This window comes from Bradyrhizobium sp. 160 (genome assembly GCF_023073735.1).
In the GTDB taxonomy this organism is placed as follows: Bacteria; Pseudomonadota; Alphaproteobacteria; order Rhizobiales; family Xanthobacteraceae; genus Bradyrhizobium.
In genome coordinates this window covers 547,939-563,433 of the sequence record NZ_JADPKD010000028.1, presented here as the reverse complement: position 1 = coordinate 563,433, position 15,495 = coordinate 547,939, and the positions used below count along the sequence as shown (strand labels likewise).

Genomic DNA, 15,495 nt, shown 5'->3' with positions numbered 1-15,495 from the left:
GATGACCGCACCGCCCGCCATCTCCATCAGGAACCTGAGGATCGCGCTGCCCAAGGGCGCCGAGCGTCCGTTCGCCGTCGACGGCGTCTCGCTCGATTTGCAGCCCGGCAAGATCGTCTGCGTCGTCGGCGAGTCCGGCTCCGGCAAGTCGATGTGCGCGCATGCGCTGATGGGCTTGTTGCCGGACACCGTGTCGGTCGCCTCCGGCGAGGTCCAGTTCGAAGGTCGCGACCTGCTCAAGCTGGGCGACGACGGCTGGCGCGATCTGCGCGGCCGCAGGCTCGCGATGATCTTTCAGGAACCGATGACCGCGCTCAATCCGTTGATGCGGATCGGTGACCAGATCGTGGAGATGTTCGAGGCCTATGGCCTGCTCACGCCGAAGGAGCGGCGCGCAAGAGCACTCGCGTTGGCGCGCGAGGTCGGCCTGCCCGACCCCGAGCGGATCGTGCGCGCCTACCCGCACCAGCTCTCCGGCGGCCAGCGCCAGCGCGCCGTGATCGCGATGGCGCTCGCGCTTGAGCCCGCGGTGCTGGTCGCCGACGAGCCGACCACCGCGCTCGACGTCACCACGCAGGCACAAATTCTCGATCTGATCCGCAATCTCCAGCGCAACCGCAACATGGCGGTGATGTTCATCACCCACGATTTCGGCGTGGTCGCCGACATCGCCGACCAGGTCGTGGTGCTCCGACACGGCAAGGTGGTCGAGGAAGGTCCCGCTGCGACGGTTTTCCACGATCCGCAGCACGATTACACCAAGGCGCTGCTCGCCGCCGTGCCGTCGATGGACCCGCCGGTGCGCAAACCGCTCGACGATCAGGCCCACGCCGTCGAGGTGAACGGACTGGACAAGACCTACGTCACGTCGGGCGGCTGGTTTCGCGAGGACCGCCGCGTCGAGGCGGCGCGCGAGGTCAATTTCAACATCCTCAAGGGCGAGACGCTCGGCCTCGTCGGCGAATCCGGCTCCGGCAAGTCGTCGGTGGCACGGCTCGTGATGCGGCTGATCGAAGCCGACCGCGGCACGGTGCGGATCGGCGACACCGATCTCACCTCTCTTTCGGGCAGGGCGCTGCGCGCCGAACGGCATCGCATCCAGATGATCTTCCAGGATCCGTTCGCCTCGCTCAATCCGCGGCGCAAGATTGGCCACATCATCGCCGACGGCCCGATCGCGGCCGGCACCGATCCGAAGGTCGCGTTCGACCGCGCTCGCGATCTCCTCAGGATGGTCGGCCTCGACGCCGGCGCCCTCGAGCGCTATCCGCACGAATTCTCCGGCGGCCAGCGCCAGCGTATCGGCATTGCGCGCGCGCTCGCGCTCGAGCCCGAGATCATCGTCGCAGATGAAGCCGTCTCCGCGCTCGACGTTTCCGTGCAGGCGCAGGTGTTGAAGCTGCTCGAAGACCTCAAGGCGCGCCTCGGCCTTTCGGTGCTGTTCATCACCCATGATCTGCGCGTCGCGGCGCAAATCTGCGACCGCATCGCGGTGATGCAGCGCGGCGCCATCGTCGAACTCAAGCAGACCGCGCAGCTCTTCGCCGCGCCCGAGCACGCCTATACGCGTGAACTGCTGGCGGCGGTACCGGGGCGGAAGGCGCGCGCGCCGGCGGCATGAACGATGGTCGTGACCAGTTCGCCGAGCTGCAAGATTGTTCCAAAAACTTGCACGTGATGCCGGCGAAACATATTTGGTCGATCGGCATTTGCTTTGCAGAGACTGCCTTGCCGGTGCGGCAAGAGTAAGCTGTCATCGGCGTCCGCTCGCGCGGTAATTGCAGCAGCGCGATAAGAGCGGTGAACGGCCCCCGTACCTGGCGCAAGAACACCCCGGCGTTGGGATGCCCGCGCGGTCACAGGTTTTTTATTCCGTCGTGAACGGGACGCCGTTTCAAAGCCGAGGGGACGCCATAGATGCGATTAGGATGATCATCGTCATCTCATGACCTGCTTGCCCCACTGATATTCGGAGCCAACATGGGCGAAATTATTCGATTTGTCTCAAGATCCGAGCGCGAGCGCGCGCGCCTCATTCAGGAGGCACGCGCAATCTACGACAGCATCTTTCCGCCATCCGATCCGGTCAGTGATGGGCAGGATAAAGCAACGGGCCGCACGATCAGCGGCGGCGACAGGGATAACCTCTCGTGATCAAGATCATTGCCGTGCTTTGCAGTCTCTCCTCCCCGACCAATTGCCACGAGCAGATTGTCACCAGCTCGGACTTTGCTCAGGTCTCGGTGCAGTCCTGCCTGATGGGCGCCCCGCAGCTTGCGGAATGGATGAACCAGCATCCGGCTGAGCGCCTGGCGGCATGGCGTTGCGTAATTGGGAAGCAGGACCGGAGGGGAATCTAACGAGGAAGATTTCGTCCTTTGCGATTGACGATCACCCGGGACGGCTCCATTAAATCCCGCAGTGACGACAATCCATCGCTGGGCTAACCTCGCCGCCGTTCGTCAATGAGGGGAAGCCGGATGGAGGTCGCCAGCCTCGTTCTTCCCGTATTCGCGATCATCGTCACCGGCTGGCTCGCAGGCGAGTTCGGCTATCTCTCCCGCTCGCTTGCCGATGCGCTGGTGCACTTTGCTTACAACGTGGCGATGCCGGCGCTGCTGATCGTCACGATCGCGCGGGAGCCGGCCCGCAACCTGCTGGAATGGCGCTTCCTGCTCGCATTCGGCGGCGGTTCACTGATCTGCTTCGGGCTGGTGTTTCTGGCAGTCCGCGCGGGTGGCAAGCACGATATCGCCAGCAGCACCATTCATGGGATGGCGGCGGCAATGACCAATACCGGGTTTGTCGCGCTGCCGATCCTGCACGCGATCTACGGCCAGCCCGCCGTCCTGCCCGCCGCAGTAGCGACAGTGTTCGTGGCCGCCGTAATGTTTCCGATCACGGTCATCCTCCTGAAAGGACGCGACCCGCACCAGCCCGCGCATCCCACGGGACTGGCAAAGCAGATCCTGCTCAACCCGATGGTGCTGTCGAAGCTCATTGGGCTGGTGTGGGCGATCACGGGCTTGCCGATTCCGGCGCCGGTCGCGACCTATCTGAACATGATCGCTGCAGCGCTCACGCCTTGCGCGCTGTTTGCCATCGGGCTTGGTTTGTCCGTCGAGGGCCTGCGATCCAACCTGAAGGCATCGTTTGCGCTCGCGGCGGTGAAACTGGTGATCATGCCTCTGATCGTCTACGGACTCTGCGTGATCTTGGGCCTCGATCCTCTCTACACGGTCGCCGCCGTCGTCTGCGCGGCCGTGCCGACGGCGAAAACCGTGTACGTCCTCGCGCATGAGCACAAGGTCGAGGAGAAGCTGGTTGCGGCCACGGTCTCGATCACGACGATGCTGTCCATCGCAACGTTGCTGGTCGCGCTCTATCTGCTCTCCGGCCTCGCGATTGGCGCCCCGCTGACCGGCATCGGTCTATCTCGTGGTGTTGCTCCAGGTGGGGACCGAGTTGGTCACGCCGACCGAGGGCCAATTGTACGAGCCGACTGACGGCGCCGTGACGGTGCCGACCGTCTGTCCGGACGACCCATAGGACGCGCTCGGCTGCGCTGACGGCGTTCCGGCACCGCTATTGGTCGGCGCCACCACACCGGTGCTGTAATGTCGGCTCGACCGGGCTTTCTTCGCTTCGGCCGCAAAGGGCACGGCAAGCAGCCCGGCAGTGACGAGTGCGGCAATGGCGAGTTTGATGGTTGTCATGGCCTGATCCTTTCGCCCCGTGCCCGGTATGCCAAGTGTTCATTCATCGGAAAATTTCCATAGGTCTGCGTTCATAACTCCGTGCGCGCGCGAACGTGCCGGGGGCTGCGCGCTCGCCGCCTTCGGATGAACCCGAATCAGCGCTAGTGCATTGGCTTCAGTGACTTTCCTGGACGCAAGCAGCATGACCGGCGCCGAACTGAAGCAACTCCGCAACGACCTCTCCGACGCCCTTGAGCGCAAGCTCACCGCGGCCGACATGGCCAGGCTATGCGGGCTGCCGGAGAAAGGCGGCGCCGAGACGATAAGGCGCTGGGAGGTCAGCGGCCCGACACCGGCGGCGACCAAGGTGCTGCGCGTGCTCGCGATGGCGAGCGAGCGGTATCCGATCCTGGAAAAGTTCGACATCTTCGATCGTCACGACGTGCGCGAGGAAGACCGCCCGGCAAAGCGCGCGGCCTTTCGCGCGCAGATGCGCGACGAGGCGCGGCGACGTCTTGGTTAAGAGGAGGCGCCCGCAAGTTACCGGCGACGGGCGAAGTTAAGCCTTCCTTCAGCATTTCTTAAGCCGCCATTAAGCACGAAAATCATTTGGGGCCCAATAGGTTAGGTTGGGGCCCGCTGTGTCACGCATGTGACAGCATTTTCGTCAAAAGCGAGCTATCTGCAAAACCAACGACGGCGCGAAAGCGCGCCTGCCGGGGACCTTACGTGTTGGAGTTCAAGACGATGAAGAAGATTCTGTTTGCGACCGTTGCGCTGCTCGTGCTGGGCGCGGCCGCGCCGGCCGTGGGGGCCGATCTCGGTAACCGCAACTACTACAAGGCACCCGCGCCGGCCTATGCGGCACCGATCTACAACTGGACCGGTTTCTACATCGGCGGCCATGTCGGCGGCGCGTTCTCCAGCGACAACAATTTAAACGGTCTCTCCACGGGGAACAATGGCAACGGCCGTTTCCTCGGCGGTGTGCAGGTCGGTGCGGACTGGCAGTTCAACCCGAACTTCGTGGTCGGCGTCGAAGGCCAGTATTCCTGGCTCTCCGGCAGCGTCGGCGCGGTGTTCCCGGGCGGCATCGCCTACACCAACGACCAGCGCGGGCTCGGCTCGATCACCGGCCGGGTCGGCTACACCTGGGGTCCGGGCCTCCTCTATGTGAAGGGCGGCTATGCCTATTCGGACAACAACGAGAGAGTGATGGTCGGCGGCGTACCGTCCGGCTTCATCATCGATGGCGATCACCGCAACGGCTACACCGTCGGCGCCGGCCTCGAATACATGTTCGCACCGAACTGGTCGGCCAAGGCCGAGTACCAGTACTACAATTTCGGCGACGCGCACTTCACCGCGGGCCCGCTGGTCGGCACCGGCAACTTCACCACCGACGACCACACCGTCAAGGCGGGGATCAACTACCGCTTCAACTGGGCCAGCCCGGCCGTCGCGCGCTACTGAGCGTTAGCAAAACGTTATCATCACGAAGGGCCGGCGATGTTGCCGGCCCTTCTTTTTTTCGCCCTGCGGAACGCGCGCAACCGATTGCACAGATTGCGATTTTTTAACCGGCGTGCCCGATACTCCCGGCCACAAAACAGAAGCAAGGGCGTGGGGGAATTTCGATGGCGATCCGTTTCAGTCTCGGCCGATTCAAGCCGCGTTTCAAACTGCCGAAATGGGGCGTGCGCGGCAGCCTGTTCGCGGCCTTCGCAGTGATCGCCGGCATGGGCCTCGTGATTTCGGCCGGCGCCGGCCTGGCGCTGCAGAAACTCGGCGGGCGCATGACTGAACTGAGCGGACGGGACATTCCGCGCCTTGCCGCGAGCCTGCAATTGTCGGCCTTGAGCGCCAGCCTTGCGGCACAGGGACCTGCCCTGCTTGCGGCTCAAACCGAGGACGCCCTGAACGAGCGCACCAAGAAGCTGAAGGAATTGCAGGAGCAGACGCAGCAGAAACTCAACGAGATCATCGAGCTCGGCGGCGACAAGGCCGTCGTCTCTGGTCTCAGCGAGACGATGAAGAGCATCAACGAAGCGGCCCAGAGCCTGGCCAAGGCTGCCCGCGAACGGCTGGACATTGCGGCCCTGCATGACAAGCAATATGACGCGCTACGCAACGCGCAGGGCGCGTTCGTCGGCGCGGCCAGTCCGGCGATGCTGGACGCGCAGACCCGAGTCAACGCCATTCTCGGCTCTGCCGACCTGTCCGCTGCAGATGCCACCGACGCCGCGCAGACCGTCGGCCAGCTCGGCAACGTCGTCGCCAGCGGCAATCTCGCAGCCGCCGATATGAGCGCGGCGCTCTCGGCGAACACGAGCGACAAGCTCGACGACATCCAGAAGGAATTCAAGACGGCACAGGGGCGCCTGCGGTCCAACCTCGATCTGTTGCCAGACAATCAGGGCAACAAGATGCTGCGCGAGACGGCAGAAAAGCTGCTCGCGCTCGGCACCGGCAGGACCGGCGTATTCAATTTGCGCGAGAAGGAGCTCGATTCCGTCGATTACGGCCAGACCATCCTGGACGAGACCCGCAAGCTCAATGTCGGCCTCGGCATCAGCGTGCAGCAGCTCGTCGACGCCGTGCAGAAAGAGACCAACACGTCGACCTTCCAGGCGCAGCAGGAGATTTCGCTCGCTACGACCGCGATGCTAGCTCTGGGCGCCATGATGCTGGTCGGCTCGGCGCTGTTCGTCTGGCTCTATGTCGGCCGCAACATCCTCCGCCGCATCAGCGGCCTGCAGCGCGCCATGCAGCTGCTCTCGGCCGGCGATCTCGAAACCGAGATCGCACGCGCGAAGCACAATGACGAGATCGGCGCGATGACCGATACGCTTCACGTGTTCCGCGACAGCATGATCGAAGCCCGGTCGCTGGCCAGCGAGCAGGACAAGGATCGTGCCGCGAAAGCCGAACGTGCCGCGCGCATGGAGGCGAAGATCGCCGAGTTTGAAAGCACGGTGCGCTCCGCGCTCGACAATCTCGCGCAATCGGCCAATTCGATGCAATCGACGGCGCAGAGCATGTCGAATACCGCCGACCAGTCCAACGCGCTGGTGAACGCGGTCGCCTCCGCCGCGGAGGAAACCTCGGTCAATGTGCAGACGGTCTCAGCCGGCACCGAGCAGCTGTCGTCCTCGATCGCCGAGATCAGCCGTCAAGTGGTGACCTCGGCGGAGATCGCCAAGAAGGCGGTCGACGAGGCCGGCGCCACTGACGCGACGGTGCAGAGTCTCGCCGACAGCGCGAGCCGCATCAGCGTCGTCGTCGATCTGATCCAGACCATCGCCTCGCAGACCAACCTGCTCGCCCTCAACGCCACCATCGAGGCGGCACGCGCGGGCGAGGCTGGCCGCGGCTTCGCAGTGGTCGCGTCCGAGGTCAAGAGCCTTGCGAGCCAGACCGCCAAGGCGACGGAAGAAATCCGCACCCAGATCGCCAGCATGCAGGAGATAACGACCTCGGCGGTCGGTGCCATCCAGGGCATCGGCCGGATCATCGGCGAGATCAACGACGTCACCACGACGATTGCGGCTGCGGTCGAGCAACAGGGCGCCGCTACCCGCGAGATCGCCCGCAACATCCAGCACGCCGCCGGCGGCACCAGCGAGGTCTCCAGCAACATCGTCGGCGTCTCCACGGCGTCTGCCGAGGCCGGCGCTGCGGCAGGCGAAGTGCTGAACGCCTCCGATGCACTGCGCCGCGAGGCCGACATGCTGCGCGGGGAGATCGACGCGTTCCTCAACAACATGCGCGCGGCGTAGACGCCTGCGGCTCGGGGCTGCGCTCCCTCTCCCACTTGCGGGAGAGGGCTGGGGAGAGGGTATCTTCGCAACGGGGTTGTCGCCGCGTGTCGAGAATATCCCCGTGCGGAGAGAGCCCCCACCCGGCGCTACGCGCCGACCTCCCCCGCAAGCGGGAGAGGTGACCGAGTTCGGAGCACGAGCGTCCCACATCACGGAAAACCACCGGTATGACGGCCATGCGACGGTCGACTCCCATCCTTTTCGGCTGGCGCCCCGCGCGCCGCGGGTTTAAGCCGGTAGCATGAATTCGAAAACCGACACCGCGCAGTCCTCGGCCGAGGCCTTGCGCTACCCCTGGGAACAGCATCCCGGCCCCGAAGAGGTGGTTGAGGTGCGGCCCGGTGTGCTGTGGGCGCGGCTGAAACTGCCGTTCCGCCTCAATCACGTGAACATCTACCTGCTCGCCGACGTCGACGGCTATGCCATGATCGATGCCGGCTTCGGCAACCAGGAGACGATCGAGGCCTGGACAAAGCTGTTCGAGGGCCCGCTGAAAGGCGTCAACATCACGCGGCTGATCGTCACCCACTCGCACCCCGATCATGTCGGTCTCGCCGGGTGGATCGTCGAACGGTTCAACTGCCCGCTGGTGATGTCGCAGGTCGAATATCTGCAATCAGTCTATCACCAGAACCGCGGCACCGAGGAGCGACGCGAGGCGCAGCGGCTGTTCTTCCGCCGCCATGGCATGGACGAATCGCTCACCGAGAAACTGCTCGGCCGCGGTCAGGATTATCTCAAGCGCGTCTCCGTGCTGCCGCCGTCCTACCGCCGCATCTCCCATGGCGACGACGTCGTGATCGGTTCACGCCGTTTCAAGGTGATCACCGGCGGCGGGCACGCGCTCGACCAGGTGATGCTGTATTGCGCCGACGACAAGCTGTTCCTCTCCGCCGACCAGGTGCTGAGCAAGATCTCGCCGAATGTCAGCGTCTGGGCGGTCGAGCCCGACCAGAACTCGCTCGGCGAATATCTGGCCTCGCTCGCCAGCCTCACCACGACGCTCCCCTACGACGTGCTGGTGCTGCCTGGCCACGGCGTGCCGTTTTACGGCTTGAAGACCCGCATCAAACAGCTCGCCGACCATCACGAGGAGCGCTGCCGCCTGATCGCGGAAGCCTGCCGCGAGGTGCCGCAAACCTCGCGCGCCTTGGTGCCCGTCGTGTTCAACAAGCATGTGCTGGACGAGCATCAGATGGGCTTTGCCGCCGGCGAACTGGTCGCCCACGTCAACTACATGATCGTCGAGGGCCGGCTGAGGGCGGAGACGCAAGACGGCGTGTTGCAGTTCAGGACGACCTGAGTTGCCTTCGCCTCTCCCCGCCTGCACCCCGCTTGCGGGGAGACGCCGAATTGAAGCGCAGCTTGAGGCGATGGCGTCGGCGCGGCCGGCTCCGCAATGATACAGGAGCGTGCACCATGGACAAAATGTCCACGGCAGCCACACCTTCCCGACAATCCGGTCCCGGCCGCCCGCGTGCGCTAGGCACTTGATCCAAATCAACAATCGCGGCTGGGCCGGCGTTATCAATTGGCACGCTCCGCCTTGCCGCAAATGTGAGCAGGTGCATGGACATCGGAGCTGGAAAAGCTCTAAAAATTGAACGGCCGCCTTGGGCCGGGTTCCGCTGCAGGTTTGCCGATGGATTACAACGAGTTCTTCAGTTCCGCCCTCGACCGTCTTCACACCGAGCGGCGGTACCGCGTGTTCGCCGACCTCGAGCGCACGGCCGGCCGGTTCCCACACGCGGTCTGGCATTCGCCGAAGGGCAAACGCGACGTCGTGATCTGGTGCTCCAACGATTATCTCGGCATGGGTCAGCACCCGAAGGTGGTCGGCGCCATGGTCGAGACCGCAACCCGCGTCGGCACCGGGGCCGGCGGCACCCGCAACATCGCCGGCACGCATCATCCGCTGGTCCAGCTCGAGGCCGAGCTGGCCGACCTCCATGGCAAGGAAGCCGCACTTCTGTTCACCTCGGGGTACGTCTCGAACCAGACCGGCATCGCCACCATCGCAAAACTCATTCCGAACTGCCTGATCCTGTCGGACGAGCTCAACCACAATTCGATGATTGAGGGCATCCGGCAGTCCGGCTGTGAGCGGGTTGTGTTCCACCACAACGACCTTGCCCATCTTGAAGAGCTGCTGAAAGTGGCCGGCCCGAATCGGCCGAAACTGATCGCCTGCGAGAGCCTTTATTCGATGGATGGCGACATCGCCCCGCTCGCCAAGATCTGCGACCTCGCTGAAAAGTATGGCGCGATCACCTATGTCGACGAGGTCCACGCGGTCGGCATGTACGGCCCGCGCGGCGGCGGCATTGCCGAGCGTGACGGCGTCATGCATCGCATCGACATCCTCGAAGGCACGCTGGCGAAAGCTTTCGGCTGCCTCGGCGGCTACATCGCCGCCAACGGTCAGATCATCGACGCCGTGCGCTCCTATGCGCCGGGCTTCATCTTCACCACCGCGCTACCGCCGGCGATCTGCTCGGCCGCGACCGCCGCGATCAAGCACCTGAAGACCTCGAATTGGGAGCGTGAGCGCCACCAGGACCGCGCCGCCCGCGTCAAGGCGATCCTCAATGCCGCCGGCCTGCCGGTGATGTCGAGCGACACCCATATCGTGCCGCTGTTCGTCGGCGATCCCGAGAAGTGCAAGCAGGCCTCCGACCTTCTGCTCGAGGAGCACGGCATCTACATCCAGCCGATCAACTATCCGACCGTCGCCAAAGGCACCGAACGGCTGCGCATCACGCCCTCGCCCTATCACGACGACGGTCTGATCGATCAGCTCGCCGAAGCCCTGCTGCAAGTGTGGGACCGCCTGGGCCTGCCGCTGCGCCAAAAGCCGCTGGCGGCGGAGTAGGCTTCGCTTCCACCCTCCCCTGAAGGGGAGCCCTGCCGCAAGCACCTTAACGACAACTCCAGTTCCGGGCTCCACCGGGCATTTCGCTGTCGCTTGCGACCGCGCAACGCGCTAGATTTGCTAGGAAAATGAGATCGGGCGCTGCCAGCGCCCAGGGAGAAGCGCGCTCGCCATGCTGCACGACTGGGGCGTGATCGCCGCCGCCTTCGGCTACATCGGCTTTCTGTTCCTGGTGGCGAGCCATGGCGACCGTCGCTCGCCGGCCGGGCCCGGCCGCGCCTCCGGGCTGATCTACCCGCTGTCGATGGCGATCTACTGCACCTCCTGGACCTTCTTCGGCTCGGTCGGCTTCGCCACCCGAACCTCGACCGACTTCCTGGCGATCTATGTCGGCCCGATCCTGATGATCGGACTGGGCGCCGGCGTGCTCCGGCGCGTCATCCAGCTCGCCAAAGCCCACAACATCACCTCGATCGCCGACTTCATCGGCGCGCGCTACGGCAAGAGCCAAGCGGTGGCAGCCACCGTGGCGCTGATTGCCATCATCGGCTCGGTGCCTTACATCGCGCTGCAGCTCAAGGCGGTCGCCTCATCGCTCGGCACGATCCTGAGCGAGGACCAGGCCTTCTCCCACATCCCGATCCTCGGCGACATGGCGCTGATGGTGACGCTGGCGATGGCGGCCTTCGCCGTGCTGTTCGGCACCCGCCAGACCGACGCCACCGAGCATCAGCACGGCCTGATGCTGGCGGTCGCGACCGAATCCATCATCAAGCTGGTCGCCTTCCTCGCCGCCGGCATCTTCGTCACCTTCTGGATGTTCTCGCCGCAGGAACTGATCGAGCGCGCCATGAAGACGCCGGAGGCGGTGCGCGCCATCAACTACTCGCCGTCGATCGGCAACTTCCTGACTATGACGCTGCTGTCGCTGTGCGCGATCATGCTGCTGCCGCGCCAGTTCCACGTCAGCGTCGTCGAAAATTCGTCCGACGCCGAAGTCGGCCGCGCGCGCTGGCTATTCCCGCTCTATCTCGTCGCCATCAATCTGTTCGTGATCCCGATCGCGATTGCCGGCCTCGTGACCTTCCCGTTCGGCGCCGCCGACCCCGACATGTACGTCCTGGCCCTGCCGATGGAGGGCGGCGCGGATCTGCTCAGCGTCGCCGTCTTCGTCGGGGGCCTGTCGGCGGCGACCGCGATGGTGATCGTCGAGTGCGTCGCGCTCTCCATCATGGTCTCGAACGACCTCGTGGTGCCCTTGGTGCTGCAACGTCGGCCGGAGGGACGCACCGGCGGCGCCGATTTCAGCGATTTCCTGCTGCGCTCGCGGCGACTTGCGATCTTCGCCATCATGGTGATGGCCTATTTCTACTATCGCGCGCTCGGCAACACCCAGCTCGCAGCGATCGGCCTGTTGTCCTTTGCCGCCATCGCCCAGCTTGCACCAAGCTTCTTCGGCGGGCTGCTGTGGCGACGGGCGACGGCGCGCGGTGCGATCGGCGGGATGCTGGTCGGCTTCGTGGTGTGGCTCTACACCCTGTTCGTTCCGAGCTTCATGGATTCCTCGACGACGGGAATCCTGCTGCTCCAGCACGGCCCGTTCGGAATCGAGGCGCTGCGGCCACAGGCGCTGTTCGGCGCCGACCTGCCGCCGCTGATGCATGGCGTCATCTGGTCGCTGTCGCTCAATATTCTCACCTATGTGCTGCTCTCGCTCGCGCGCCGGCCATCTTCGATCGAGCTGGTGCAGGCCGATCTGTTTGTCCCCAACACGCTCGCGCCGATCTCCCCGAGCTTGCGCCGCTGGCGCACCACCGTCACCGTGCAGGACATCCAGACCACGGTCGCGCAATATCTCGGGCCCGACCGCGCCCGCCATTCGTTTGAGGCTTTCTCGGCGCGGCGCAATGTCCGGCTCGAACCCGGAGCGCCCGCCGATTTCGAGCTGTTGCAGCATGCCGAGCACCTGATCGCCTCGTCGATTGGAGCCGCGTCCTCGCGGCTCGTGATGTCGCTCCTGCTGCGCAAGCGGACGGTCTCGGCGAAGGCCGCGCTGAAACTGCTCGACGATTCCCATGCAGCGCTGCACTTCAACCGCGAGATCCTTCAGACCGCGCTCAACCATGTACGCCAGGGCATCGCGGTCTTCGACGCCGATCTGCAACTGATCTGCTCCAACCGGCAGTTCGGCGATCTCCTCAACGTTCCTCCGCATTTCATTCAGTTCGGCACTCCGCTTCGCGAAATCCTGGAGTTCATCGGCGTCAGCGATCCGGACGACCCGGTCGAGCGCGAGGCCATGCTGGAGCGGCGGCTGGCCGCCTACACCACCGACAGCGAGCCCTATCTCGAACGCCTGCCGGAACGCCACATGGTGATCGAGGTGCTCACCAACCGCATGCCCGGCGGCGGCTTCGTCATCACCTTCACCGACGTCACGCCCACCTTCGAGGCGGCGGAAGCGCTGGAGCGCGCCAATGCGACGCTGGAAAAGCGCGTCCGCGACCGCACGGAGGAGCTGACGCGGCTGAACTCGGAGCTGGCGCTGGCCAAGAGCACGGCGGAGGACGCCAGCATCTCCAAGACGCGCTTCCTCGCCGCCGCCAGCCACGACATTCTCCAGCCGTTGAACGCGGCGCGGCTCTACGTCACCAGCCTTGTCGAGCGCCAGCACAATGGCGAGGAGACCCGGCTGGTCGAGAACATCGACGAGTCGCTTCAGGCCATCGAGGAGATCCTCGGCGCGCTGCTCGACATCTCCAGGCTCGACGCCGGCGCGATGACGACCTCGATCACGAGCTTCAAGATGGCCGATCTGATGCGCTCGCTGGAGATCGAGTTCGCGCCGATCGCGCGCGCCAAGGGCCTGGAGCTTGCCTTCGTGCCCTGCTCGTTGCCCGTTGAGTCGGATCGGCTGCTGCTGCGGCGCCTGCTCCAGAATCTGATCTCCAACGCGATCAAGTACACCCCCCGAGGCCGCGTGCTGGTCGGCTGCCGTCGTCACGGCGCCTCGCTCAAGATCTGCGTCTACGATACCGGCGTCGGCATCCCGCCGGTCAAGCGCGGCGAGATCTTCAAAGAATTCCATCGCCTCGAGCAGGGGGCGCGAATCGCACGCGGCCTTGGCCTGGGGCTCTCGATCGTCGAGCGGCTGGCCCGCGTGCTCAAGCACGGCATCGCCATCGAGAGCAATGCAAGCGGCGGCTCGGTATTCTCCGTGACGGTGCCGACGGCGAAGGCGATCACCCACACGGCGGCGGTGACCAGCGCGACGCCGCTGGCACGCACGCCGATCTCGGGCGCACTGATCGTCTGCATCGAGAACGATGCGGCGATCCTCGACGGCATGCGCACGCTGCTGAAAGCGTGGGACGCCGAGGTTATCGCCGTCGCCGATCCCGAGGGCGCGATGGCGGCGATCGAAGCCGCGGGACGGCGCGTCACCGGCCTGCTCGTCGACTATCATCTCGATCGCGGTAACGGCATTGCCGCCATCCGCGACATCCGCCGCCGCTTCGGCGACGGCATCCCCGCGATCCTGATCACCGCCGACCGCAGCCCCGCCGTGCAGGTCGCCGCGCGGGATGAAAAGGTCGCGGTGCTCAACAAGCCGGTCAAGCCGGCCTCGCTGCGCGCCCTGCTCGGTCAGTGGCGCACGCAGCAGATGGTCGCGGCGGAATGAATGCGGGGCCGGTCAGTAGTCGGTCGACACACTGAGCGCGCCATTTCTCTAGCTCTTCGAGCCGAAGCCTGTCCGTCGCCGCGATCGCGTTCACCGCGTCGCTTCCGAGGGCGATCCGCAGAGGTGGACGCTTCATGTCGACGAGCTTCAGCACAAGTGCTGCAGCCTTGGCCGGGTCACCGGGCTGGCGGCCATCGTAATCGCGCTGCATCCTGACGGCTGCGCCGACAACCAGGTCGTACTCGGCTCGCCCCTCGCCGGTCGCATGCGCGGTCTGGGCAAAGCCGGTGCGGAAGCCGCCGGGCTCGACGATTGTCACCTGCACACCGATCAGCGCCATCTCTCGCGAAGGACTCCGAAAAGCCCTCGATCCCCCATTTCGCGGCCGAATAGGCCGCGCGAGCCGGAGCACCAATGCGCCCGCCAACGGATGAGACTTGCACGATGTGCCCGCGGCCTTGCCGGCGCAGGACGGGGATCGCCGCCTTGGTACCGATGATGGTGCCGATCAGGTTGACCTCGATCTGCTGACGAAACGAGTCCAGGCTCGTGTCCTCGACCGATCCGAGATCGCCGTAACCGGCATTGTTCACGACAACATCGACGCCACCGAAGGCTTCCACGGCCAGGCCGAGCGCCGCTTGCGCTGCCGCCTCGTCGGTCACGTCGAGGGTTGCAAGCCGAAGCCTTTCGCCGAAGCGCCCAAGCAACGGTTCGAGCGGCTTTGGGTCCCGGGCCGAAGCGACGACGCGATCTCCCGCCGCGAGCGTCGCCTCCACGATGGAGCGGCCGAGCCCGCGCGAGCCGCCGCTGATGAACCAGATCTTGGACATTTCAGGGGGCCAGCCGCGTGAAGACGTAGTCTCGGCTCTTGGCACGGGCTTCGTGGCAGGAGAAGCAGGTGCGGTGCTGGGCCTCATCGACCGCCTTGCCGTCGACGAAGCGACCAAAACCCCAGCCGCCGGTTGAGGCGTATTTCTTGGAGTCTTTGACCATCACCTGAACCGTAGTTGCGGCGCCGGGAATCGTCGCGGACGCAAATTCAGGGGACTGTTTCCGCTTCCAGGCGCGCTTGACCAGAACGGTGCCGTCCGGGAACGGAAGCTTTCCCGTGTGGTAAGCGTCAATCGCGATCTGGTTGCCGACGACAGCGCGAAGCTCGTCGAGCGGCGCCGCCTCTTCGGCCGGCGCGATCAGCTCCCATTGCTTGTAGCCCGGCGGAATCGTGACCCCGAAGATCGGCGAGGCGTCCGCCGCGCTGCGGTCCGCCGGACCTTCCGCGAAGGCGACCGTGACGAGATACGGCACGCAGGTCAGGAGCACGACGAGGAGGACCACCGCCAGAACGACCATCGTGGGGTAGGGAGACTTCTTCTTTTCAGGTTCGGTTGTTGTCATGACGTTTCATCAAGCTGGAACGAG

General features: G+C 65.0%; 12 protein-coding genes and 1 pseudogene. 10 read left to right on the top strand and 3 right to left on the bottom strand.

What is annotated here, in order from left to right:
* Position 1: 1 nt before the first annotated feature.
* The 4 genes from IVA98_RS12215 to IVA98_RS12200 all read left to right on the top strand — a co-directional run bounded on the left by IVA98_RS12215 (position 2) and on the right by IVA98_RS12200 (position 3,506).
* Positions 2–1,621, top strand: a complete 1,620-nt coding sequence (locus tag IVA98_RS12215) for an ABC transporter ATP-binding protein (RefSeq protein WP_247354891.1) — start codon at positions 2–4, stop codon at positions 1,619–1,621.
* Positions 1,622–1,980: 359 nt separating this feature from the next.
* On the top strand, positions 1,981–2,154 hold the full coding sequence (locus IVA98_RS12210) for a hypothetical protein (RefSeq protein WP_247307996.1): 174 nt from the start codon (positions 1,981–1,983) through the stop codon (positions 2,152–2,154).
* The gene (locus IVA98_RS12205) at positions 2,151–2,360 is read left to right on the top strand and encodes a hypothetical protein (protein WP_247281729.1); all 210 of its coding nucleotides are present in this window, start codon (positions 2,151–2,153) and stop codon (positions 2,358–2,360) included. Before IVA98_RS12210 ends, IVA98_RS12205 begins: the two co-directional genes overlap by 4 nt.
* 120 nt (positions 2,361–2,480) lie before the next feature.
* Complete coding sequence (locus IVA98_RS12200) at positions 2,481–3,506, top strand: AEC family transporter (RefSeq protein WP_247354889.1); 1,026 nt, start codon at positions 2,481–2,483, stop codon at positions 3,504–3,506.
* Here IVA98_RS12200 and IVA98_RS12195 read toward each other — a convergent pair.
* On the bottom strand, positions 3,432–3,716 hold the full coding sequence (locus IVA98_RS12195; protein ID WP_247307991.1) for a hypothetical protein: 285 nt from the start codon (positions 3,714–3,716) through the stop codon (positions 3,432–3,434). The two genes, IVA98_RS12200 and IVA98_RS12195, sit on opposite strands and share 75 nt — an antisense overlap.
* Positions 3,717–3,900: 184 nt before the next feature.
* On the opposite strand from IVA98_RS12195, the gene IVA98_RS12190 reads away from it, so the two are divergent.
* From IVA98_RS12190 to IVA98_RS12165, 6 genes are all read left to right on the top strand, one after another.
* Complete coding sequence (locus IVA98_RS12190) at positions 3,901–4,221, top strand: helix-turn-helix domain-containing protein (RefSeq protein ID WP_247281732.1); 321 nt, start codon at positions 3,901–3,903, stop codon at positions 4,219–4,221.
* A gap of 224 nt (positions 4,222–4,445) precedes the next feature.
* Entirely contained in the window at positions 4,446–5,171 is a 726-nt protein-coding gene (locus IVA98_RS12185) for an outer membrane protein (RefSeq protein WP_247354887.1), read from the top strand.
* A gap of 164 nt (positions 5,172–5,335) precedes the next feature.
* Complete coding sequence (locus IVA98_RS12180; RefSeq protein ID WP_247335293.1) at positions 5,336–7,477, top strand: methyl-accepting chemotaxis protein; 2,142 nt, start codon at positions 5,336–5,338, stop codon at positions 7,475–7,477.
* A gap of 283 nt (positions 7,478–7,760) precedes the next feature.
* Complete coding sequence (locus tag IVA98_RS12175) at positions 7,761–8,822, top strand: MBL fold metallo-hydrolase (protein ID WP_247307981.1); 1,062 nt, start codon at positions 7,761–7,763, stop codon at positions 8,820–8,822.
* 339 nt (positions 8,823–9,161) lie between these two features.
* Positions 9,162–10,391: a 5-aminolevulinate synthase gene (hemA, locus tag IVA98_RS12170; RefSeq protein ID WP_247307979.1), complete on the top strand. Its 1,230-nt coding sequence runs from the start codon at positions 9,162–9,164 to the stop codon at positions 10,389–10,391.
* Positions 10,392–10,563: 172 nt separating this feature from the next.
* Complete coding sequence (locus IVA98_RS12165) at positions 10,564–14,073, top strand: PAS domain-containing hybrid sensor histidine kinase/response regulator (protein ID WP_247307977.1); 3,510 nt, start codon at positions 10,564–10,566, stop codon at positions 14,071–14,073.
* Between the two features lie 12 nt (positions 14,074–14,085).
* Here IVA98_RS12165 and IVA98_RS12160 read toward each other — a convergent pair.
* Positions 14,086–14,906, bottom strand: a pseudogene (locus tag IVA98_RS12160) (SDR family oxidoreductase).
* A gap of 1 nt (position 14,907) precedes the next feature.
* On the bottom strand, positions 14,908–15,471 hold the full coding sequence (locus tag IVA98_RS12155; RefSeq protein WP_247307975.1) for a cytochrome P460 family protein: 564 nt from the start codon (positions 15,469–15,471) through the stop codon (positions 14,908–14,910).
* Positions 15,472–15,495 lie beyond the last annotated feature (24 nt).

What these genes read in the sequence shown, in the direction of transcription:
- IVA98_RS12180 (WP_247335293.1), top strand. Translation starts at nt 5,336, where the DNA reads ATGGCGATCCGTTTCAGTCTCGGCCGATTCAAGCCGCGTTTCAAACTG.
- IVA98_RS12155 (WP_247307975.1), bottom strand. Translation starts at nt 15,471, where the DNA reads ATGACAACAACCGAACCTGAAAAGAAGAAGTCTCCCTACCCCACGATG.
- IVA98_RS12210 (WP_247307996.1), top strand. Translation starts at nt 1,981, where the DNA reads ATGGGCGAAATTATTCGATTTGTCTCAAGATCCGAGCGCGAGCGCGCG.
- IVA98_RS12165 (WP_247307977.1), top strand. Translation starts at nt 10,564, where the DNA reads ATGCTGCACGACTGGGGCGTGATCGCCGCCGCCTTCGGCTACATCGGC.
- IVA98_RS12215 (WP_247354891.1), top strand. Translation starts at nt 2, where the DNA reads ATGACCGCACCGCCCGCCATCTCCATCAGGAACCTGAGGATCGCGCTG.
- hemA (WP_247307979.1), top strand. Translation starts at nt 9,162, where the DNA reads ATGGATTACAACGAGTTCTTCAGTTCCGCCCTCGACCGTCTTCACACC.
- IVA98_RS12190 (WP_247281732.1), top strand. Translation starts at nt 3,901, where the DNA reads ATGACCGGCGCCGAACTGAAGCAACTCCGCAACGACCTCTCCGACGCC.
- IVA98_RS12200 (WP_247354889.1), top strand. Translation starts at nt 2,481, where the DNA reads ATGGAGGTCGCCAGCCTCGTTCTTCCCGTATTCGCGATCATCGTCACC.
- IVA98_RS12185 (WP_247354887.1), top strand. Translation starts at nt 4,446, where the DNA reads ATGAAGAAGATTCTGTTTGCGACCGTTGCGCTGCTCGTGCTGGGCGCG.
- IVA98_RS12195 (WP_247307991.1), bottom strand. Translation starts at nt 3,716, where the DNA reads ATGACAACCATCAAACTCGCCATTGCCGCACTCGTCACTGCCGGGCTG.
- IVA98_RS12175 (WP_247307981.1), top strand. Translation starts at nt 7,761, where the DNA reads ATGAATTCGAAAACCGACACCGCGCAGTCCTCGGCCGAGGCCTTGCGC.